This window comes from Sphingobacterium sp. LZ7M1 (assembly GCF_024296865.1).
Lineage (GTDB): Bacteria > Bacteroidota > Bacteroidia > Sphingobacteriales > Sphingobacteriaceae > Sphingobacterium.
The window spans coordinates 3,764,929-3,786,875 of sequence record NZ_CP101134.1 but is presented as its reverse complement, the minus strand read 5'-3'; the positions used below and the strand labels follow the sequence as shown (position 1 = coordinate 3,786,875).

Sequence of the window (21,947 nt, the reverse complement as noted above, 5' to 3'; positions counted from 1 at the left end):
ATAATCTTTTATTGTGAATAACCTGGATTCTGTACCAATGCAGGGTTCACTGAGATTTCTCTATATGGAATAGGGAATACCATTTTCGGAGAATTGTACGGAAGAGAACCAATATTCTTTTTTGTTCTCTTCAGGTCGTGCAATCTGTGACCCTCAAAGGCCAATTCCTTACTGCGTTCCAATAAGATAGCGTCCAAGGTCAGATCTTCTAGATCTTCGAGTCCAGCCCTTTCACGTAGGACATTGATGTCATCTAATGGATCGGCTCCGATGGCAGTACTCAATCTGAAGTTACATTCAGCGCGCATCAGATACAAATCGGTCAATCGAACCACTGGGATGTTGTCAAAATAATTGTACCATTTTTTGGTAAACCAACCCGATTTGGCGCCAGTGCCATCATAGATCATCTGTGTTCTGCGTTTATCGGTAGGATCAAAAGTGTTGTAATAGGAGTTCAAGATGCTCAAATCACCACGACCAACTTTTCCACCTGTATTGTTCAAATAGCTAGAGTAGAATGTTGCTAATCCATCATTTGAAGAACCAGCATTACTTTGTTCGTTCTGTTGAATCTCAAATACGCCTTCAGAAGAATTTGGCGTACGGAAAGGAGCTTCCAAAGTCGGAGATAGCTCATATTCTCCACTTTCGATGATATCATTGGCTAGGTCTCTGGCTTTGTCATATTTGCCTTGTTGTAAATATAGACGTGCCAACATCCCTTGTGAGGCTGCTAGGTCAGAAGGGTAATCTGCTAATTTGGCGATGGAGGCCAATAAATCTTTTTCCGCCTGTGCATAGGACTCTGTCACTGTGCTTCTCGTAATCCCTTTGATCAGGTCTTCAAACTTAGTAACCGCTTTCAGGGGAATAGGTACACCAGGGGTTGAATTAGCTCCACCTGCTTCATATGGTAAGCCATAGAGACGCACAAGTTCAAAGAACATAATACCACGAATGAAATAAGCTTTACCTTCAATTTGGGCCTTCATATCTTCATCAGTGATGATAGGAAGTGCTTCTAGGACTGTATTGGCGGCATTGATCGCCTGATAAGCATTGGTCCAGGTACGGGTAACATCCTCATTGGTTGCAATAATATTCTGATTCGAGATGTCTCGATAAGTTGAAAAGGATCCAGTCCAGTTTAAATAACCAGGGCTGGCAAATAGATCCGGAACCATAACCAGGTTCGTTCCATATAATGCGCCTTCAGCGATAATGGTATAAGCACCGGTGAGGGCATTGTTTACATCAGCAGGGGTAGAAAGTGCCTTTTCAGCCGAAATATCGTCGACAGGCTCAATCTCCAGTTTTTTTCCGCATGATCCCAAGGTCAGTGCAACTGCCACAGCAGGAATTGTAATATATTTTATGATGTTCATGATAGTTCGCTTAGAAGATTAAAAACCAATGTTAACTCCAAATGTGATCGTTCTAGGCTGCGGTGCTGTATAAAAATCAGTACCTAGCTGATACCTGCCGGCAAAGGTCGTGTTGATCTCTGGGTCATAACCGTTGTATTTAGTGAAAGTCAACAAGTTAGTAGCAGAAACATAGATGCGAGCCGATTGCATATAAGCTTTGTTGGCAATACTAGAAGGTAAGTTATAACCAAGGACAACATTTTTAACACGGAAGTATGAACCATCTTGAATATAGCGAGAAGAAGGTCTTGTTCCATTTCCTTCATCAAAACGAGGTTGCGGAATCATGGTCACATCGCCCGGTTTCTTCCAATAGTCCATTTGATCTAAAGTCTGGTTATCGAAGTAATCACCATTGGTTGATTGGAAACCTCCTGCAGCATTGTAGATATCATTGCCATAAACAAATTGCGTCTGGATGGCTAGATCGAAGCTCCTATAGGAGAAGTTGTTTCCGAAACCACCAAAGAACTTAGGGTTAGGGTCGCCAATCCATTGATCAGCAGCTTCCGAGTATTCGTTGGTTGTTGTCGTTTGACTTGCGTCCAAATAATATAAAGCATCACCATTTTCAGTATCTACACCAGCATAGGCCTTACCGTAAAAGAAACCATAAGGCATACCTTCTTCAATTCTACCCAAATAGCGACCTCCTGGATAGATAGGCTGCCCATCAACCAACTTTAAGATTTTGTTTTTATTGAAGGAGATATTGAATGAAGTACTCCATTTAAATTCGCCAACAAAGTTTTTAGAATTCAATGCGAACTCCATACCGCGGTTCTGCATATCACCTACGTTCTGAAGGATGGTCGTGAATCCATTGGTAGATTCAATAGGCACATCCAATAATAGGTCGGTTGTTTTCTTGAAATAAGCATCGATGGTTCCAGATAATCTATCGTTAAAGAAACCAAAGTCAACACCGAAGTTGCTTGAAGATGTGTTTTCCCAAGTCAGTTTTTCATCGCCTAATCTCAATGGAACAGTTCCCGGAACACCGGCATAGTTAGCACCTGTGTACAGTGTCCTTGGTCCAAAGTTATCAATCTCGGCATTACCGGTACGACCGTAACTTGCTCGCAGTTTTAGGAATGATAAGGTTGAGTTGCCTTTTAAGAAGTCCTCTTCAGAAACCACCCAACCTAATGAAGCCGCTGGGAAGGAACCATATCTAGATTCTTTACCGAATCTGGAAGACCCATCAATACGTAAGGTCGCTTCCAATAAATAGCGGTTCTTGAATTTGTAGTTAGCTCTCGCTAGGTAAGATAGGAAAGAGAACCTTGACTCAGATGAACTGGCGTTTGATTTTACCGCCGCACTGATGATCTTAGTGAATTGGTCTGAAGGAAAACCTTTACCTTCTGCCATGGTATATCTAAATTGCCCTTCTTGATAAGCCATACCTAACATCGCGCTGAAACCATGGATTTCATTGAATGTCTTGCTATAGTTCAAGGTATTGTTGGTATTGAAATTGATTGAGCGGGCTTGGTAATTCCAGCCGTAACCTCCAACATCACCACCATCTTGGGTTCTTGATCCTAGAAAGATTTCTTCCTCCAGGTTTTGGAAATCCATACCATATTCCGAACGGAAGATCAGGTTAGGGGTAATCTTAGCACTGGCATAAGCCGTTGCGAATGTACGGTAGGTGTTTGAAAGGTTTTTTCCATTTTCAAGATCAATCAGGTTGTTATAATAAACAGTATAATTGTTCAATACTCCATTCTCGTCCCTGATCGCTTGGATAGGGGGAAGGGCATTTAATTGTAAGGGGTTTGAAAATGCATTGTCACTGCTAACACGGTAGTTGTCAATTTTATTGATATTGATCGTACCGCCAACATCTAGCCAGGAATTTGCCGAATGGTCCAAACCTAAACGGCCGGAGGTCCTTACAAAGCGGTTGCCGATAATAACACCTTTATTATCGTTATAACTTCCAGAAGCAATAAATCTTGTTTTTTCATCCCCTCCAGATACATTTAGGCTGTATTGTTGGATTCCACCTCTTCTCAATCCTTCGTCTACCCAATTGCTGTTGTAGTTTTTGTCCCAATCATCCGACCCGGTCCAATCCTCCCAAAATTCAGCTAATGTGGGATATTGGTCTTCACCGGTTCCGATGTATCCGCCATTGTTCAGGGCAGTGCCCAATAATTCCTTATACTGGGTTCCATTCAGGAATTCACCCTTTTTGGTTGGATCGCTGAAACCCCCAAAGTAGCCTAACTCAAATTTTGTCCTTCCAGCTTTACCCTTTTTGGTCGTGATGATCACTACACCGTTCGAACCTCTGGCACCATAGATTGCTGTAGCAGCAGCATCCTTTAATACATCCAAGGATTCAATGTCATCAGGACTGATGGCTGCCAATGGGTTATCTGGTTCATCATAAGTACCCATGGCAGAAGAAATAATTGGCACTCCATCGATGACATACAGAGGTTGAGTACCTGCTGAGATCGAGGAAATACCGCGAACACGGATCTGTAGGGCCTGTCCTAATTTTCCAGAGCTTGAGTTGACAAATACCCCAGGTGCGCGACCTTGCAGGGCACTTTCAACAGTTTGTAGAGGTACATCTTCCAAATCAGACATTTTTACACTGGCGACCGATCCGGTCATGTCCTTTTTGATCTGAGTACCATAACCCACTACCACAACCTCTTCCAGGTCTGCAGCAGCAGGTGTCAATTGAACATCGATGTTTTTACGGTTGTCGATGCTCAGCTGTTGGGAGCTATAGCCAACAAAAGTGTAATGTAAGGCCTTGATAGAAGCACTTACACCGATTTCATAGCGTCCCTGAGCATCGGTCTGTGCTGCAGAGTTGCTTCCAACTGCACGAACGGTAACTCCAGAAATGGGCTGATTGGTTACAGCGTCAGTTACTGTTCCTGTAATCGTTTGGTCTTGTCCAAATGCAATGAAATGCATCAGACACAACGATAAGAAAAAAAGTAGTTTTCTTTTCATAAAATAAGTTTCAGTTAGTGATTAGTGTTCACTTGAGGAGCTGTTCTAACTCCTTTAGGCTTTGATTATTAAATTAAATATAGAAAAATTTAATAATCAAATAAATGATAGTCAATATTTTTAATATTAGCGCTTTTATAAGCGAGGAGTTAATTTTAGCAATTCGATGTTTAAACAATAAAAAACGGCTATCATGTACCATGATAGCCGTTTTAATTTCTTGTATTTTTTTATTTAAGGGGTCGTATTTGCAACAGGAAGGATCTTTCCATTATAATATTTATGTCCGTTTTGGGCAAACTCAGCGACATATCTTCCCATTTCAAAAGCTAAGGTTCCCGCCTCAACACCTGGGAAAGCTGCTTCAAACATTTCAGTCTGTGATGAACCTAAGGCTAGGCAATTCACTTTAATATTTTTATCCTTTAACTCTTCCGCTAAACATTCCGTTAAGATGGCCAAAGCCCCTTTGCTTGCGGAATATGCTGATAAGCCAGGGAATTTTGCAGACCCTTGAAACCCACCCATACTACTGATGTTGACAATATGGCCTCCTTCTTTCATCATCGGAACGATATGCTTAATCATCTGTATATGCCCCAATAGGTTGGATTGGAACATCTGGGCAACATCTTCCATGCTTGTTTCCAAAAATGGCTTATTGATCAGCGCCCCTGCATTATTGATCAGGATATCAACCTTGTCAAACTTGGATTGGATAAATGGGACCAAAGATTCAGGATAATTGTCAAACACAATGTCAAATTGTGCCGGATAGAGTGTTCCGCCATCATGGTTCAATGAGGACGCAATCTCATGTAATTTCCTCAATTTATCTGCTGATCGCGCCAGGGCGATTACCTTATTTTCCTTATTCGCGGTCAAATCTAGCACAGCTTCAAATCCTATTCCACTGCTAGCGCCTGTTATGATGATATTTGCCATTATTATTCCTCTTCTTTATCTATTTCTTCCTCTACTTCTTTTGCAGATGGTAATTTATCTGCTCCCAATCGTTGTGGCCTGAATATATAGTATATACCACTTGAGGCAACCAATAAAGATATGATATAGAATATCAGACTAATGGTTACCGCGATATGTGGGTCCAATTTAAGGTAGGTTGCCAAACTGAATATGACAGATTCCCTTAATCCGATCGCTCCCCCAATGGAAGGTACAATAGCCACCAATTGAGAGACCATAAAGATCAATAGGTAGGGTGAGAACTTGCCATCAAAGTTCATGGCCAATAATATGAAGGTTGCGGTCAAGGTTTGAAAACCCTGAACACATAAGGCCTTAAAATGGGTCGTGATAAAATTCTTAAGGAACTGCTTGAAGAATAGACGGAGCACATACAGGTAGCTGATAGTTCCTATAAAAAGGACTGCTATGGTAACAGCATTTGGTATGGCTAACCTTGGCATGAAGATAATCAGGGCACCGGTGATGATACTTAAGGCCCAAAGACCCGATAACCTATCAAAAAAAACTGCGCCCAATACCTGCCGACGAGAAATCTGGAAATTCTTCTTTAAGAAAAAGATCTTATAGCCATCTCCACCAATTCCTCCAGGTAGAAAGAAATTATAGAGCAGGCCTAATTGATAGAGTCTAAAATTATAGCGTTCGGTCAATTTGAGTCCTATCGCTTTAAAGAAAGAGTTCAACCGTGAGGATGCTACTAAAATGGAGCATATATATGCCAACAGGGCAAAGAATACGTATAGGGGATTACTGTCTTTTAATACCTCAGTAAGGTCCTTGAATGATATTTTTGTAGAAACCCAATACAGAGCACCCGCTGTGATCAGTACCTTTAGGATGTTTTTTGCGATTTCCCAAATCTTTGATTTTTCCATTTAATTTTTGCTGTAATTATAGCATCGGGTAAATGCGGGAATAGAATAAAATCAGGTAAATCAGCAGAAATCCTCCACACAAGCTGAATAACCAATTCAAATCAATCCGTCTGTATTTTTCCTTTAACATCATGAACATCAAAATGATAAAGATAATGAATAAGGAAATGGGAGCAAATATAGCCCATTTGTTTGGGAAATTTAAAGAAATATTATCCAGTATTTTAGCATCTTTGCTAAAAGCGAATACAATTCCGACAATTAAAACAATCATCATCAAACGAAGAATAGCCTTGGCTACAATTTTGCTTATGGTATGATTTTTGGAAGTGTTGTTCATCAATGAAAATTGAGTTTTTTGTTTACTAATATACATTTATTATACTATTTTAAAATTTGTAATATGCATAAACGTATTATTTCGTTTTTATCTTTACTAACAGCTTTGTTGGTTTTAGGTAGTTGTGGAGCACCAAGAAAAGGCGCTACAGGTGGTACTGAATCAGGAACTGTTTCTGCTACAGGCCCATCGGCATCACAATGGCGTTCGGGAGTAAAAGGAACATGGACATTGAATTCCGTGACCCGCGAAAACATCCCAAGCAGCTATACCGTTAAAAATATGTTTGATGAAGCACCGGTTGATTGTTTCATCGGTTCGCTATGGAACCTTCCTGGCGGAAACCAAAGAGGAAGCATCACCTTTAATGCGGATGGAAACCTATGTGCTAGTGGAACTGTACGTACCATTGTTTGGTCTATCTTCAATCCCGGTAAAACAGGTGGTCAGCCTGCATTCCAATTCAAGAAAATCTATGCTGGAGACAAAGCTTCTAACGTAACAAGTGGTTACCGTTTGGATTTGTCTTATGCTGATGAAAACTCCTTGGAGATGCGTTTGCCGGTAGATTTGAATGACGGTAAAACTGGAAACTTGGTTCTTAAATTTAGTAGAGCCGGAGAATAATTCCACAAAAAGAATTTTTTGAATGTAAGCCGTAGCGAAATCTACGGCTTTTTTTATGCAAGCCATTTTATCAGGTTTCGGTAAGGTTTTTCTCAATCGTTTGTCTGAAATCTCTATATTTGTCAAGTTATAACAATCAGAATGAGTCAAGAAAGTAATAAAGTTGCTCTCATTACCGGTATTACCGGACAGGACGGAGCATATTTAGCAGAGTTTTTATTAAAAAAAGGCTATGTCGTGCATGGATTGAAAAGAAGAAGTTCTTTGTTTAATACCGACCGTATCGACCATTTGTACCAAGATCCGCACCAATTAGGACGTAATTTCGTCCTGCATTATGGCGATCTTACGGATTCAACCAACCTGATCCGGATCATTCAAGAAACGAAACCTACTGAAATTTATAACCTCGCTGCACAATCCCATGTTAAAGTGAGCTTTGATACCCCAGAATATACTGCAAATGCCGATGGACTTGGAACGCTAAGGATCCTTGAGGCTGTCCGTTTGCTAGGATTGACAGAACATACCCGTATCTATCAAGCTTCTACATCGGAGCTTTATGGGCTAGTTCAGGCTGTTCCTCAAAGTGAAACCACTCCATTTTATCCAAGAAGTCCATATGCCGTTGCAAAACTTTATGGCTATTGGATTACGGTGAACTACCGCGAAGCATATAATATGTATGCCTGCAATGGTATCCTTTTTAATCATGAAAGCCCTGTGCGGGGAGAAACTTTCGTGACTAGAAAGATTACCCGTGCTGCTGCGAAAATTGCATTAGGTCTTCAGGATAAACTTTACTTAGGCAACCTCTCTGCGCAACGTGATTGGGGACATGCCAAAGATTATGTTGAAGCCATGTGGCTGATCTTGCAACAGGATAAGGCTGAAGACTTTGTTATAGCTACCGGTGTGACGACTACGGTACGTGAATTTGTCAGGATGGCCTTTGCTGAGCTAGGGATTGAAGTGGAATTCTCCGGTAAAGCAGAAGCTGAGAAAGGCGTTATTATTGATCGTGATAACGAAAGATTGAAAGAGCTAGGTCTTGATCCTGAGAAAATTAAGCTAGGTCAAACTATTGTAAAAGTAGATCCTGCTTATTATCGCCCTACGGAGGTCGATCTATTGATTGGTGATCCGAGTAAGGCAAACAACAAATTAGGTTGGAAACCCAAATACGACCTTGAAATGTTGGTGAATGAAATGGTACTCTCTGACCTCAAACTTATGCAAAGAGAGGAATATCTCAAAAAAGGGGGCTTTGATATCTTAAATTATTTTGAATAGCAGCAACTTGGAACAATATTTGCTTCCGAAAGTTAAATAAATATTAAATATTCATTTTGTAATTGTTTAGTGTCTCCCCACTTAACAGTTCAATGGAGATAATGGAAAATGAAAACAGACGTTAACAAGATAGATACAAAAGAAGCGCAAGTCGCCCCTGTAGTAAAAAGGGATAATTCTAAGATCTACTTTTTCGTGATTGCAATTGCAGCCCTTTTGGCCACCAATATATATTTCTATGTAAAATATAAATCTTCTGGTGAAAAACTGTACACAGTGACTCTTCAGAAAGAAAATTTACAGATTGAAATAGACCGTATCGAGGCCGAACTTGATAATATCAAATCTGAAGGTATTACCAGTACTGCCGCTTTGGTGGCAGCAGAACAGTCCGCTAGGCAAAAGATTGAAGATTTACGAAAAGGACTCGAAAACAATGAAATCACAGGCCCTCAGATAGAGGCTGCCAAAGCTGATGTTTCTTTGTTGAAAGATCAGGTTTCAAAAATGAAGGATGATGTCACGGCCTTGAAGATCAAAAATCAGCTGTTGGCAGAAACGAACTCAGACCTCAATAAGCAAGTCAAAGATTCCGAGGCAAAAGCTGCTACGCTCGTAACGGAAAAAAATGCGCTTACCGATAAAATTGCCAAAGCTTCTTCTATCAAAGTATCCAATGTACATATCATCGGGATCGAAGAGAAAAGAAATGGCTCTTTAGAAAATGAAAATAAAGCTAAGCGTATTGATAAACTTCAGATCAACTTTACCGTTGCGGACAATCCTTTGGCGGCAATGGGGAAAAAGGAAGTATATGTTAGGATTATCAACCCTAAAGGTAACCTAATTGCCAACTCGGAGGATTTGTTCTTGGTGCATGGTGAAAAATTACAATATACATTCAAAGAAAACATTGAATTCAATAATAACGGTCAAGAATATCAATTTATGTGGTCTGATCCTAATCACAAATTCCAAAAAGGAGCATACACGGTATTGCTTTATGCGGATGATGCCATAATGGGTCGTTCCTCAGTTGTATTGAAATAAAAAAGGTTATTATATAAACACAAGAAAGGAGCTGAATATTCAGCTCCTTTTTTGTTTTTTGTGGATGAGTGCCAATGGAGCGGCTTGGTGAATCGTAAGATTTAATGATTGTATTGGTTCCCCTTTCCGGTGTCACATTGAGAAGGTTCCCCGAAGGGCAATGTCATTAAATTAGGAAAAGAAATTTAGATTCTTCGTTACTTTTGAAGCCCAAAAGTAACCAAACCGACGTAGGAGCTCACGGATACCAAAAACAACTCGAATCCGTAACGCTTCGGCCCATTTAAGCTGGCTTTTCGCAAAATCCAGCGCACATGGATAGAATGCCTTGTTGTCGGGAATATCTTTCAGAAGATCATCCCTTTTGATGGGATGATCTTCTGAAAGCATTCCAAGGCCAATCCCATCGCACAAGTCGACGGCATTCTATCCATTTTTCCGCCACTGGGAATGAGCCGGTGGCTAAAGTGCTTCCTTCGGAAGGATGTATGTTTGTATAAATTGGGAACCCCTGGAAGGGGTGGAATCTTTGTAGAGATTCTAATCGTTAATCGGATAACCCACAGTGTGGGTGAAATATTTTTTCCATTTTTAATCCCTTTTTGGGGTCATTCTGAGGAACGAAGAATCTCGGAACCATGCAAAATCCATTTGAAAACACATTGCATTGGCGCACGGTTCTTCAATCTACAATAATTTACATTGGCGAACAGGTCCTCAATCTTCGATGTAGAATTACAAGGTCATGAAGGGGAGATCCGTACAGATTCTTCACTGAACGGTCAGAATCAAAATACGCTAAAGAGGGGTTCAGCGTGAAACGAAGAATCTATTTTTTTTAAGGATTGCTATCATTCCAAAATCGTAAGATGAGGAAGCTATTTTAAATGAAGCATGAATAGTTCCGAGACCCTTCAAGGTGACACAAAGAGGGTGTAGAAAAAGCCTTCATCCCAACAAAAGCTTTTATTTCCAAAGCTCTCATCAGAAGCGAACCATAGCCCTTTCCAAAACAGCCGTTTCTTGGCTTTTAAACCTTTATTTATCTTCTTCCTCATAAAGAGGTAGGATAATAGTGAAAGTCGTTCCTATGCCTTCAAAAGTCACAAAGGAGATGTCTCCATTCATGGACTCGACGGTTTTCTTAACAAAGGCCAATCCAAGTCCTGTCCCGGAGCTTTTCGTTGTAAAGTTTGGTTGGAATATCTTTGGAATCACATCGGCCGGAATGCCCATCCCATTATCTTTCACGATAATCTTGACTTTCTTTTGGTCCAAATGCTCGATCAAGATGCTGATCAGATGTTTTTTTCTTCCAATCGATGCTTCAATGGAGTTTTTGATCAAGTTATTGAAGGTCCTCAGCAGTTGATCCCTATCTCCCAAAACATAAACATTCTCATCATCTGTGTTATTGATAATCTTAATGTACGTATTATGGTTGTTATGGTAGACGTTCGCAGATTTATTGATCTTTTCGATCAGGTTTATCTTTGCTAAATTGGTATCTGGTAACTTGGCAAAATTTGAAAACTCAGTAGCAATCTTGCTCAAGCTGTTGATCTGTTCAATAAAGGAATTTGAAATCCTAAAGAACCGTTCTTCAAACCTCGGGTCATCCTCCGTATAACTACGTGTCAATTGTTGGATCCCCAATTTCATTGGAGTCAATGGATTCTTGATTTCATGTGCAATCTGTTTAGCCATCTCGCGCCAAGCATATTCCCGTTCAGCATTCATCAACTGTTTGGCATTTTCCTCCAGCTTCACGATCATAAAATTGTATTCCTTGACCAAGGCGCCGATTTCATCATCACGCTCCCAGTACAATGGTTCGTTTGGTTTATTGCTGAAGATCGTTTGGGAAAGCTTTTTACCGATCAAGCTCAATGGTTTGGTAATGGAGTTGGCAACCATGACCGTTAAGAAACCTAACCCTAGGATAATGATGGTATAGATATTCAAGAGGGTATTCAACAATAAGTTTTGGCTTTCATTTTCTTCCTCTACGGATGTAAAGTATGGAATATTTAAGAAGAGGATATTGTTGTATTCATTGTTTTTAATAGTTGCATAACTTGAATTGTATTCAAAGGTCACAACATTCTCCTTGATAAAGGAATCCGTTTTTTTGAGAACGTTCAGGTTATTGAACGCGATCGGATTAATAAACCTTGAAACCAATCCCATATCATAGATCTTGGGTTGGGAGGTAAAGATCAACTTTCCGTTTTTGTTATAGAGGTTGATGTCAGTGACCGAGGTTTCGGAGAAATTCTTTACAAAGTCCTGTATTTCAGCCTCGGATAGGTTATCGGAAGATTGGATCTTGTTCTCAATCTTTTTTACTACATCCATGATATACCCTAGACGTTGCTGCACCTTCGATTTTTCCAATTGACCCGAAATACTGATAAAGGAAATAAATCCAGAGATTACGATCGCAAAGATCACGACACCAATGATCATGGTCTGAATACGCGTACTATACTGGATACGGTTTATCAATAATTTGAAGTGGTATTTGATACTTCGGAAATTGAATGATTTCTGTGTAATGGTACTAAAGAAATATTTGATACCATCGAATATCAGGAAATAGATGTACAGGCATAGGAATAGGAAGGAGAACACCGCGACAGACTGCCATAAGCTTAGCTGCGGAGTGCTGACCACAAGGGTGGTATTAGGATCCGGTTTATAGACCAGGTTAAAGTAGCCATTATAGTCATCCCTTGTTATGTATTGCTGTACCTTCCCGCCAAAGGCATCATCCTTGTTGGGGTAGGTGAATGAACCATTTTGGGTGACCAATGCTCCATCACGATATAGTGCAAAGGAGGTTGCATTGCTCTGGTAGTTCCTGATAAATTCCACCTTGCTATCCGAAAGGATCTCTGGATAAGGCATGGTCGTGCCATAGGCCCTGTTCTTGAGGTTGATGAATACTTGGACCACACGGTCTTCGGTCGTATCGACTGGTATATCAAATTGCAGGAAATATTCATGGGTTCCCAAGTCACTACGGACACGGTAGAAATGTTCTGTCTGTTGAACCTTGGTGGACTTATTGATTACCTTCTCCCTGTATTCATCGATTTTATTGTTCTCATAGTTGCCTAAGGCCTGGTCATTGTAATAATAATAACCGTTGAACTCAAATTTCGAAAGGTAACCACTGAAATAGGTGTTCTTGATATATTCATTGATAATGTCAATCTGCGTGTTTGGCAAGCTGATGGCGAAAGATTGTCGCAATCCTTCGTCAGCTGTTATCTTCCTTTCCAGATCCACAAACAAGGCGGTGGCATTTAGGTCGTCCTCTGCTTCCAACTGATTTACCGTCACCTTCATTTCCCTTTCTACCTTTGACTCCAAGCTTCTGGTGTAGACGGAGGTGGTCATGAACGCTAGAAAAACCAGGGTAAGGATAAAAGTGGACATGGCCAGGTTTACCTTCAGTTTACTATAGGCCCTTAGCATGATGATGCCCGCCAAGAAGATGTTAAAGAAGGTATTGTCGCCAACAAAAATGGCATTCAAGATGATCGCTGTAACCAAAGCAATCAATTGAATGTTCAGAAAGGATGTTGTATTCGGTAGGATTGACTTTAAGATATTGACAACCGTATCTATGAAATAGAGCAGGATAACCATGTTGATACACATGATCAAGATGTTCAACCAGCTGTAGGAGTTAAAGGAAAGTAAATTGGTCAGGTCCAATGTTACCGCGGTACTGTTCGTAATCAGGGTAGAAAGATGGAAAAACAGTAAGTTGCTGATCAGGTAGATCCCCAAAATTGAAAGCAAGGCAGTAATGGTCGCTAGGTTTCCAGTCAGTTTCTTCAATGGGATCCTAAGGTAAGGTTGGATAACCCTGAAATAAAAAACCAGCCAGCCTACCAATAGGGTGGTCATAAAGAAACCCCAGAGATTAGGAAGGAGTGGACTGTAAGCGTAATATTTAGGGTCAAATAGTCCAATGCTTGATGAGGATGCCAGCCAGTTTGTGTTTAGATCCACATACCGGGTCAGGATCAAAGTAAAGGTAAAGAAGGCAAGTGAAAACCAGGGTCTGCCATTCTTTGCAATCATTAGACAGATATTATTGACCAAGATCAGGAAACAGATCGAAGCGAATACCCAACACATAAATTGGATATCCATAAAAATATTGTCATGCTTCCCTTGATTTAGCTTAACCGAGAATAAATAGGCCCCTGTCTTGCTATAGATGTTTTTTATGTTCTCTGTATCCGTATAGTCTGCAATGGTCAGATTGTTGGTGGCAATGAGCTCATTGAAGAAATGATTGACGAGATATTCATTGGTAATCGAGAAATTGGTCTTTACAGGGATTAGTGCGAGGACAGAAGTATTGGAGGTTAATGTCTTCCGTTTGAGGATAAAGGATCGATTGTCTTCCTGTATAAAGACCACATCCGATTGGATGCCGCCATCCGTAAGGGGAACATAGATATTGTTGCTCCAGAATATGGGTTTATGGTCCTTATAGATATAAAAGAAGATCTTGTATTTGTCGCCGTATTTCTTGGCTACATCTAGGACTTGGGTAGGGTAGACCTCAACATTGACGAAGGCTTTCATGAGATTAGAATCTGCCCACAGCTCGTCTACAATGTCTTCGTATTGATGAATGTTATTTGAAAGAGTTCTAGTATCCAATTCCAACATATCTTCCTTGGTTACCATTTTGTTGATCATGATGGCGGTAGCGAGGAAAGATACAGTTAGGATTAGTAAGAGGATTCTTATTTTATTACCCATTTATCTGATTTTACTAATGGGTAAATATAAATAAAAAACTCCTCGCAAATAATTTTACGAGGAGTTTTATAGAGAAATTCAACCTTAGTGTTGGTGAACGTCTTCTTGACGGAAGAATTTCGCCGTAAAATACTCACGGTTCATTCTTGCGATGTTTGTTAATTTAATGCCTTTTGGACATTCCGCTTCACAAGCTCCAGTATTTGTACAGTTACCGAAACCTTCTGCGTCCATTTGGTCAACCATTGCCTGAGCACGTTCATAGCGTTCAGTCTGACCTTGCGGCAATAATGCGAATTGTGAAATCTTAGCCGATACGAATAGCATAGCTGAAGCATTTTTACATGCAGCAACACACGCTCCACATCCGATACAGGTTGCCGATTCGAAAGCCTCATCAGCGATACGCTTAGGGATCAAGATATTGTTGGCATCCTGCGGTCCACCAGTGTTGATGTTGATATAACCACCTGCTTGTTGGATTCTGTCAAATGATGTTCTATCAACAGCTAAATCTTTCAATACAGGGAATGCAGCAGCTCTCCATGGTTCAATCACGATAGTTTGGCCATCGTGGAAAGAACGCATATGCAGCTGACAAGTTGTAATACCGTATTTTGGCCCATGAGGACGTCCGTTGATAACTAAGGAGCACATTCCACAGATACCTTCACGACAGTCATGGTCGAAATAGATAGGATCTTCCCCTTGACGAGTTAGGTCTTCGTTTACCACATCCAGCATTTCTAGGAAAGACATATCATCAGCGATGTCCTTAGCTTGGATAGTCACGAATTGTCCTTTGTCATTTGAGTTTTTCTGACGCCAAACTTTTAGCGTTAAATTCATATGTGCACTCATGATAATATTTTTGAGTAGCAAAAGGCTTCACAGGAAGCCCTTTGGCTTATTTATAACTTCTTTGTGTTAACTTAACGTTTTCGAATACCAATGATTCCTTGTGCAAGATCTCTGGTTGGTTATCACCATTGTATTGCCAAGCTGCAACATATGCATATTCATCATCATTACGTTTTGCTTCTCCTTCTTCAGTTTGTGATTCCACTCTAAAGTGACCACCACAAGACTCATTTCTGTTCAAAGCATCGTCAACCATTAATTCTCCTAATTCCAAAAAGTCTGCAACACGGCCAGCTTTTTCTAGGGACATGTTCAACTCTTCGTTTTGTCCCAATACTTTCGTGTCAGTCCAGAACTCTTTGCGAAGATCTTGGATCAAGCCTTTTGCTTTTTCCAATCCTTCTGCTGTACGAGCCATTCCACAGTATTCCCACATGATGTGGCCTAATTTCTTGTGGATGTCATCAACCGTTTTGCTACCCTTAAGGGCCAATAACTTGTTGATTCTTTCTTCAACCTCTTTACGGGTTTGCTCGAATGCAGGATTGTTTTTGTCAACAGGTTTGAAGTTTCCGATTTTCGCTAAGTAATCACCTACAGTGTAAGGGATTACGAAGTAACCATCAGAAAGACCTTGCATCAATGCCGAAGCACCTAGACGGTTAGCACCGTGATCAGAGAAGTTAGCCTCTCCTAAACAGTATAAACCTGGTACCGTTGTCATCAAGTTGTAGTCAACCCAAACACCACCCATGGTATAGTGAACCGCAGGGTAGATACGCATTGGTTGCTCGTATGGGTTTTCGTCAGTAATTTGGTAATACATGTCGAATAAGTTACCATACTTAGCTTCGACTACATCTTTTCCTAAACGTTGGATCGCTTCAGCGAAGTCCAGGAATACCGCTACTCCAGTTTTACCAACACCACGTCCTTCGTCAACCATTTCCTTAGCGTTACGTGAAGCCACGTCACGGGGTACCAAGTTACCGAATGAAGGGTATTTTCTTTCCAAGAAGTAATCGCGATCGTCTTCTTTGATATCTTTAGGCTTCAATTCTCCTTTACGAAGTTTCTCTGCCAATTCAATTGTCTTTGGAACCCATACTCGGCCATCATTACGCAAGGACTCTGACATCAAAGTCAATTTGGATTGATGGTCACCGGTAACTGGGATACAAGTAGGGTGGATCTGTGTATAACAAGGGTTAGCAAAGAAAGCTCCACGTTTGTGCGCTCTCCATGCAGCCGTTACGTTACAGCCCATTGCATTTGTAGAAAGGAAAAATACGTTTCCGTATCCACCAGTACATAATAATACCGCATGACCTTCGTGAGCTTCGATCTCACCGGTGATAAGGTCACGTGTAATGATACCTCTAGCTTCGCCATCGATCTTTACTAAATCTAGCATTTCGTGACGAGTGTAGGATTTTACTTTACCAGCTTCAATCTGGCGGTTAAGCGCTGAATAAGCACCTAGCAATAATTGTTGTCCCGTTTGACCACGTGCGTAGAACGTACGTGATACCTGTGCACCACCAAATGAACGGTTGTCCAATAGACCACCATATTCACGTGCGAAAGGAACACCTTGAGCAACACATTGGTCGATGATGTTTACCGAAACTTCAGCCAAACGGTATACGTTTGCCTCACGAGCGCGGTAGTCACCACCCTTGATCGTATCATAGAATAGACGGTAAACTGAGTCACCGTCGTTTTGATAGTTTTTCGCAGCGTTAATACCCCCTTGTGCAGCAATAGAGTGCGCACGTCTTGGAGAGTCCTGATAACAGAATGTTTTAACGTTGTAGCCTAATTCTGCTAATGCAGCGGCAGCAGATGCTCCTGCCAAACCTGTACCAACAACGATAATGGTAAACTTACGCTTGTTGGCTGGGTTGACCAGCTTCATCTCAAATTTATGTTTTGACCATTTTTCGGCCAAAGGGCCTGAAGGTACTCTTGAATCTAACATATCCTTTATTTATTTATAAGATCTTGCTATTGCGTAATCTGTAAATAACCTATTTAACAAAATAAAAATACAATGGCATAGACGCGAATAGGATTGGAATAATAATTCCGAATACCCATATTCCGATTGTTTTAATGATGCCTTTGTAACGTCTGTGGTTGAAACCAATCGTTTGGAATGCAGATTGGAAACCGTGGATCAAGTGGAAAGCTAATGCTGCCATTCCTAAAAGGTACAATCCAACCAATAAAGGGTTTTGGAAAGTAACGGCCACTTGTCTGTATAAATCTTTAGATTTAACTACTTCAAATCCAGCGTCTTCGTATTGAACATACCCGATGTAATCTGAAGGAATATCGTCTAACTGTAAAACCTCTTGGTTACCCGTTGAGATTTCAGTACGGTACTCTACGTAAGGAGTAGTTCCAAATTTGTACTGAAACCAGAAGTTTTGCATGTGTGTAACAATGAAAATTAGTAAAACAGTACCCAAGATTCCCATGTTACGAGAATTCCAAGCGCTGTTTGCGTTTCCATCATACTGGTTGTAACCAATAGGACGTGCTGCTTTGTTCTTTGTAGTTAGGATAAGAGCATAAACCGCGTGAACAATGATAGAAAGATAAAGTAGGTATGATACTACTTTAATCGGGGTAAAATGGGTCATGAAATAAGCGTAATTGTTAAACGCATACCCCGCATCATCTTTAAATAGTTGTAAGTTACCGATCAAGTGAACTATCAAGAAAGTACATAAGAACAATCCCGTCAAGCTCATGATTAGTTTCTTCCCTAGTGAAGATGTTAATACTGGCTTTGATTTACTCATTATTACTATGAATTTAATTTAAGTACGCAAATCTATCTATTTGATGACATATAAATGAGATTTATGTATAAAAAAGACCTAATTTAGAATGGTTCTAATTTTCGCCAAAAAATAAGGCCCGATTTTTATCAAATCAGGCCAAAAACTTTTTATTATTAAGAGCTTACAAGAAAGAGTAACCCACTCCAATTGACCACATACTGATCTTTTGCTTGTGCGCATTATCTTTGCTCATATTACTCAAGCCATGTTCATATCTCAAGTCAACAGTGAATTTGCTGATGTCAGCACCAACACCTCCGATGATTCCAGTCGATGATTTTTTGTAAGCATCTGTATTGGCTACCGATTTGATATCTCCCTCATGAGCGAATGAAAATACTGGACCTGCCTGGATACGTACGCCGATTGGACCTAAGCCAATTCTAGTACCTAAAAGAACTGGTAAATCAACACTCTTGAAGGTTGCTTCACTGTTTGTTCCATCTTCAGTTTCATATCCAGCTTTTTTCTGCGTATAGTACAACTCCGGCTGAACGTGGAAACCTGCAACACCTACACGTCCCCAAATACCTGCTTGGAATCCAGCTTTTGTATCTGAATTCAACCATGAACCATCCGATTTCAAGCTCGAAAAGTTTACTGCGCCCTTAATACCCAACTTTAAGCTCGGTAATAATTGTGCTTGCGTTGCCTGAACGCATAAGAATAAGGCAGCTAATCCAAGTAAGATTTTTTTCATATCAAAAATTTATATATTTACTAATTCCAAACACTAAATTAGTAGTTTTTATTCAATAAGCGCATATTAATATGTATAATTTCAAGATCAGTGCCGAAGAATGGCCCATATTAAAACTAAAACTGAAAAGAAAATATAACACTCTTTCCGAAGAAGACTTGCAATACAGTCCAGGCCAAGAGGAAGAACTTTTGAAACGTCTTGCCAAAAGATTGAACCGTAATGTAGACTATGTCGTGTTTACCCTTTCCAAAGAATTGACCGACCTGGAGTCAAATAGACTATAAGGAAGGATATGGAGAAGTTGATCAGTTGGGAAGAGTTTGAACAGGTGGATCTACGGGTAGGGACAATATTGGAAGTTTCTGATTTCCCAAAAGCCCGAAGGCCAGCCTACCAATTGCTGGTAGATTTTGGTGAGGAGATCGGGACCCGCAAGTCCTCCGCCCAAATCACTGCACAGTATTCCAAGGAAGAGCTCATTGGTAAACAAGTGGTGGCAGTCGTGAATTTCCCTAAAAAACAGATTGCCAATTTTATGTCCGAGTGCTTGGTAACGGGATTCGAGGATGAGAATGGAGATATTATTTTGACAACCGTGGAACGAAAGGTTCCGAACGGTGCAAAGCTGAAGTAATGAAGGTGTACAATTTCGAAGAAAATCCTCAACAAGGTATCCCCAGTCTTGATGAGCAGTATATGCAGGAAGCCTTGAAGCTTGCCAAGAAAGCCTTTGAGGAAGATGAAATCCCGATTGGTGCCATCATTGTGTCCAATGGAAAGATCATTGGCAAGGGCTATAATATGACCGAAAGGTTGAATGATGTAACAGCCCATGCAGAAATGCAGGCCTTTACGGCAGCGGCGAACTTTCTCGGAGGAAAGTATCTGAAGGATTGCACCCTTTATGTGACTGTTGAGCCCTGTGTAATGTGTGCCGGTGCAAGCTATTGGACCCAGATCAGCAAGATTGTCTACGGGGCCCGCGATGAAAAGAGAGGCTATTCCAGTATCCATGAAAAAATCATCCATCCCAAGACGATCATTCAGTCGGGCGTGCTGGAAAAGGAATGTGCCGAACTCATGATGTCTTTTTTTCGTAATAAACGTTGAGTTATCCACAAATTGGCGCCTAAACGAAACAAAAACGCGCTTAAATTGTTATATTCGTGTATTGATAATTAATAAATAAAATATAAACGTTATGGCATTTGAATTAGAGGCGTTACCTTACCCAGCAGACGCATTAGAACCATCTATCGATAAAGAAACAATGATCATTCACCATGATCGTCACCACCAAGCATATGTAGACAACTTGAACAAAGCTATTGCAGGTACCGATGCAGAAAACCTTTCTTTGGAAGAAATCCTGAAGAATGTGAGCAAGTACCCAGCAGCAGTGAGAAACAATGCTGGCGGTGTATGGAACCATGATCTTTTCTGGAAGGTTTTAGGCCCAAATGCAGGTGGTGAGCCTACAGGAGATTTAGCAAATGATATTAATGCTACTTTCGGTTCATTCGCAGAATTGAAAAAGAAATTGCAAGAAGCAGGTGCTGGTAGATTCGGTTCAGGATGGTCTTGGTTAATCGTTGGTCAAGACGGTAAACTGGATGTAGTATCTACTCCTAATCAAGATAACCCTTTGATGGATGTTGCTGAAGTAAAAGGTACTCCAATCTTTGGTATCGATGTATGGGAACATGCTTACTACCTAAAATATCAGAATAAACGCCCAGCCTACCTAGAAGAGATCTTCAACGTAGTAAATTGGGATGACGTAGCTAAACGTTACGCGGAAGCTAAAAAAGGTTAATCCATAATAGATTATTCTTAGAGAGCGGATATCTGAATGCAGATATCCGCTTTTTTTATGGTCTCAATGAAAGCTTGAATCTAGCAAAACCCACAGCGAGGGTGAAACGTTTGTAGAACCTGGATGGTTGTAATGGTGAAGCCACAGCGTGGGGGGGGGAATGTTTTTCAATCAATTTTCATTAAAAAAAACAGTTCGTTCGCTGTGCTCACGATGACAACAATCCAAAATAAATTAAAAAATAGATTCAGAGCGAAGCGAAGAATCCCTCAATAGCGTATTTTGATTCTGAACGATCAGTGAAGAATCTGTACGTTTCTCCCCCCCATGACCTTGTCATTCTCAATCGAAGATTGAGGACCTGTACGCCAATGCCATCCGCAATTGATATGTCTGTAAAATTCCGAGATCCTTCCTTCGTCAGGACGACAGCTAGGGGGGGGACGAAGGTAAAGGACCTGTACGCCAATGCCATCTGCAATTGATATGTCTGTAAAATTCCGAGATCCTTCCTTCGTCAGGACGACAGCTAGGGGGGGGCGAAGGTAAAGGACCTGTACGCCAATGCCATCCGCAATTGATATGTCTGTAAAATTCCGAGATCCTTCCTTCGTCAGGACGACAGCTAGGGGGGGGCGAAGGTAAAGGGCCTGAAGACCAATGCCATCCGCAATTGATATGTCTGTAAAATTCCGAGATCCTTCCTTCGTCAGGACGACAGCTAGGGGGGGCGAAGGTAAAGGGCCTGAAGACCAATGTCATCCGAAATTGATTATGTCTGTAAATATCCGAGAACCTTCGTTTCTCATTTTGACACCGGAAAAGATTATTTTTTTACGACATACTGCCCTAGAAGGGCAGTATTATTTTAGAAATGATATTGAACAATATAGGGGCCGCGCAAAAAGGATGTTCGATTAATCGAACATCCTTTTTGCATTAATTCCAAGCTAACGTGACATGCCAGCTAAAATAATGGAACCCCGATGTGGTTCTATATTTAGAAATAAAAGAGCCAATTTATTTCATTGCCAACAAGCTGTCATCAACTCCGAATAAATTTAGTCCAAATTTTTTATTCTGAGGAGGACTTGACCTCATTCGAGACACATTCCGAAAAATCGCAAAATGTTTAATTTAATTATCCAAGAATATTCGGAGCATTCTGCATTGTCCTTCGAATGATTCTCGAATATGTCTCGAATGAAACCAGAGTTTATGGTTTTTATGGAAATGAAATATTAACACTGTCTATTTATTATTTCTAAACCCATTTTGTTCTAGTTATGTTAAATTTTTTAACGAGCTGAACAAAAGAATTAGATAATTGTTAA

18 protein-coding genes are annotated in these 21,947 nt (G+C 40.5%); 7 read left to right on the top strand and 11 right to left on the bottom strand.

Annotated elements, in window-relative coordinates; genetic code table 11:
- Positions 1-8: 8 nt before the first annotated feature.
- From NMK93_RS16195 to NMK93_RS16175, 5 genes are all read right to left on the bottom strand, one after another.
- Positions 9-1,388, bottom strand: coding sequence for a RagB/SusD family nutrient uptake outer membrane protein (locus NMK93_RS16195; RefSeq protein ID WP_185213330.1), 1,380 nt, complete (start codon positions 1,386-1,388; stop codon positions 9-11).
- Between the two features lie 18 nt (positions 1,389-1,406).
- The gene (locus NMK93_RS16190) at positions 1,407-4,415 is read right to left on the bottom strand and encodes a TonB-dependent receptor (protein WP_254529614.1); all 3,009 of its coding nucleotides are present in this window, start codon (positions 4,413-4,415) and stop codon (positions 1,407-1,409) included.
- 234 nt (positions 4,416-4,649) lie between these two features.
- Positions 4,650-5,360, bottom strand: coding sequence for an SDR family oxidoreductase (locus NMK93_RS16185; protein ID WP_254529612.1), 711 nt, complete (start codon positions 5,358-5,360; stop codon positions 4,650-4,652).
- A gap of 2 nt (positions 5,361-5,362) precedes the next feature.
- Positions 5,363-6,280 (bottom strand): lysylphosphatidylglycerol synthase transmembrane domain-containing protein, encoded by a 918-nt coding sequence (locus NMK93_RS16180; RefSeq protein ID WP_254529610.1) that lies wholly within the window; start codon positions 6,278-6,280, stop codon positions 5,363-5,365.
- Positions 6,281-6,296: 16 nt separating this feature from the next.
- On the bottom strand, positions 6,297-6,656 hold the full coding sequence (locus NMK93_RS16175; protein ID WP_237219520.1) for a hypothetical protein: 360 nt from the start codon (positions 6,654-6,656) through the stop codon (positions 6,297-6,299).
- 27 nt (positions 6,657-6,683) lie between these two features.
- On the opposite strand from NMK93_RS16175, the gene NMK93_RS16170 reads away from it, so the two are divergent.
- The 3 genes from NMK93_RS16170 to NMK93_RS16160 all read left to right on the top strand — a co-directional run bounded on the left by NMK93_RS16170 (position 6,684) and on the right by NMK93_RS16160 (position 9,590).
- Positions 6,684-7,247: a lipocalin family protein gene (locus NMK93_RS16170; protein ID WP_185213334.1), complete on the top strand. Its 564-nt coding sequence runs from the start codon at positions 6,684-6,686 to the stop codon at positions 7,245-7,247.
- A 141-nt stretch (positions 7,248-7,388) separates the two neighbouring features.
- The gene (gene gmd, locus NMK93_RS16165) at positions 7,389-8,540 is read left to right on the top strand and encodes a GDP-mannose 4,6-dehydratase (RefSeq protein WP_185213335.1); all 1,152 of its coding nucleotides are present in this window, start codon (positions 7,389-7,391) and stop codon (positions 8,538-8,540) included.
- 108 nt (positions 8,541-8,648) lie between these two features.
- Entirely contained in the window at positions 8,649-9,590 is a 942-nt protein-coding gene (locus NMK93_RS16160; protein ID WP_254529608.1) for a hypothetical protein, read from the top strand.
- Positions 9,591-9,761: 171 nt separating this feature from the next.
- Here the strand turns inward: NMK93_RS16160 and NMK93_RS16155 are convergent, their stop codons facing one another.
- From NMK93_RS16155 to NMK93_RS16130, 6 genes are all read right to left on the bottom strand, one after another.
- Positions 9,762-9,980, bottom strand: coding sequence for a hypothetical protein (locus NMK93_RS16155; RefSeq protein ID WP_254529606.1), 219 nt, complete (start codon positions 9,978-9,980; stop codon positions 9,762-9,764).
- 648 nt (positions 9,981-10,628) lie between these two features.
- Positions 10,629-14,381 (bottom strand): ATP-binding protein, encoded by a 3,753-nt coding sequence (locus tag NMK93_RS16150; protein ID WP_254529604.1) that lies wholly within the window; start codon positions 14,379-14,381, stop codon positions 10,629-10,631.
- 84 nt (positions 14,382-14,465) lie between these two features.
- The gene (locus NMK93_RS16145; protein WP_175486344.1) at positions 14,466-15,242 is read right to left on the bottom strand and encodes a succinate dehydrogenase/fumarate reductase iron-sulfur subunit; all 777 of its coding nucleotides are present in this window, start codon (positions 15,240-15,242) and stop codon (positions 14,466-14,468) included.
- 46 nt (positions 15,243-15,288) lie between these two features.
- Positions 15,289-17,223 (bottom strand): fumarate reductase/succinate dehydrogenase flavoprotein subunit, encoded by a 1,935-nt coding sequence (locus tag NMK93_RS16140; RefSeq protein ID WP_185213339.1) that lies wholly within the window; start codon positions 17,221-17,223, stop codon positions 15,289-15,291.
- 49 nt (positions 17,224-17,272) lie between these two features.
- Positions 17,273-18,052, bottom strand: a complete 780-nt coding sequence (locus tag NMK93_RS16135) for a succinate dehydrogenase cytochrome b subunit (protein WP_185213340.1) — start codon at positions 18,050-18,052, stop codon at positions 17,273-17,275.
- 163 nt (positions 18,053-18,215) lie between these two features.
- Positions 18,216-18,794 carry a porin family protein gene (locus tag NMK93_RS16130; protein ID WP_185213341.1) on the bottom strand — a complete coding sequence of 193 codons (579 nt, stop codon included), beginning with the start codon at positions 18,792-18,794 and terminating at the stop codon, positions 18,216-18,218.
- A gap of 71 nt (positions 18,795-18,865) precedes the next feature.
- Here NMK93_RS16130 and NMK93_RS16125 point away from each other — a divergent pair, with 71 nt between their 5' ends.
- From NMK93_RS16125 to NMK93_RS16110, 4 genes are all read left to right on the top strand, one after another.
- On the top strand, positions 18,866-19,081 hold the full coding sequence (locus NMK93_RS16125) for a hypothetical protein (RefSeq protein WP_185213342.1): 216 nt from the start codon (positions 18,866-18,868) through the stop codon (positions 19,079-19,081).
- Positions 19,082-19,089: 8 nt separating this feature from the next.
- Positions 19,090-19,431 carry a tRNA-binding protein gene (locus tag NMK93_RS16120; RefSeq protein WP_185213343.1) on the top strand — a complete coding sequence of 114 codons (342 nt, stop codon included), beginning with the start codon at positions 19,090-19,092 and terminating at the stop codon, positions 19,429-19,431.
- On the top strand, positions 19,431-19,907 hold the full coding sequence (locus tag NMK93_RS16115; protein WP_185213344.1) for a nucleoside deaminase: 477 nt from the start codon (positions 19,431-19,433) through the stop codon (positions 19,905-19,907). Before NMK93_RS16120 ends, NMK93_RS16115 begins: the two co-directional genes overlap by 1 nt.
- Positions 19,908-19,998: 91 nt before the next feature.
- Positions 19,999-20,613, top strand: coding sequence for a superoxide dismutase (locus NMK93_RS16110; RefSeq protein WP_254529602.1), 615 nt, complete (start codon positions 19,999-20,001; stop codon positions 20,611-20,613).
- The last annotated feature ends 1,334 nt before the right edge of the window (positions 20,614-21,947 follow it).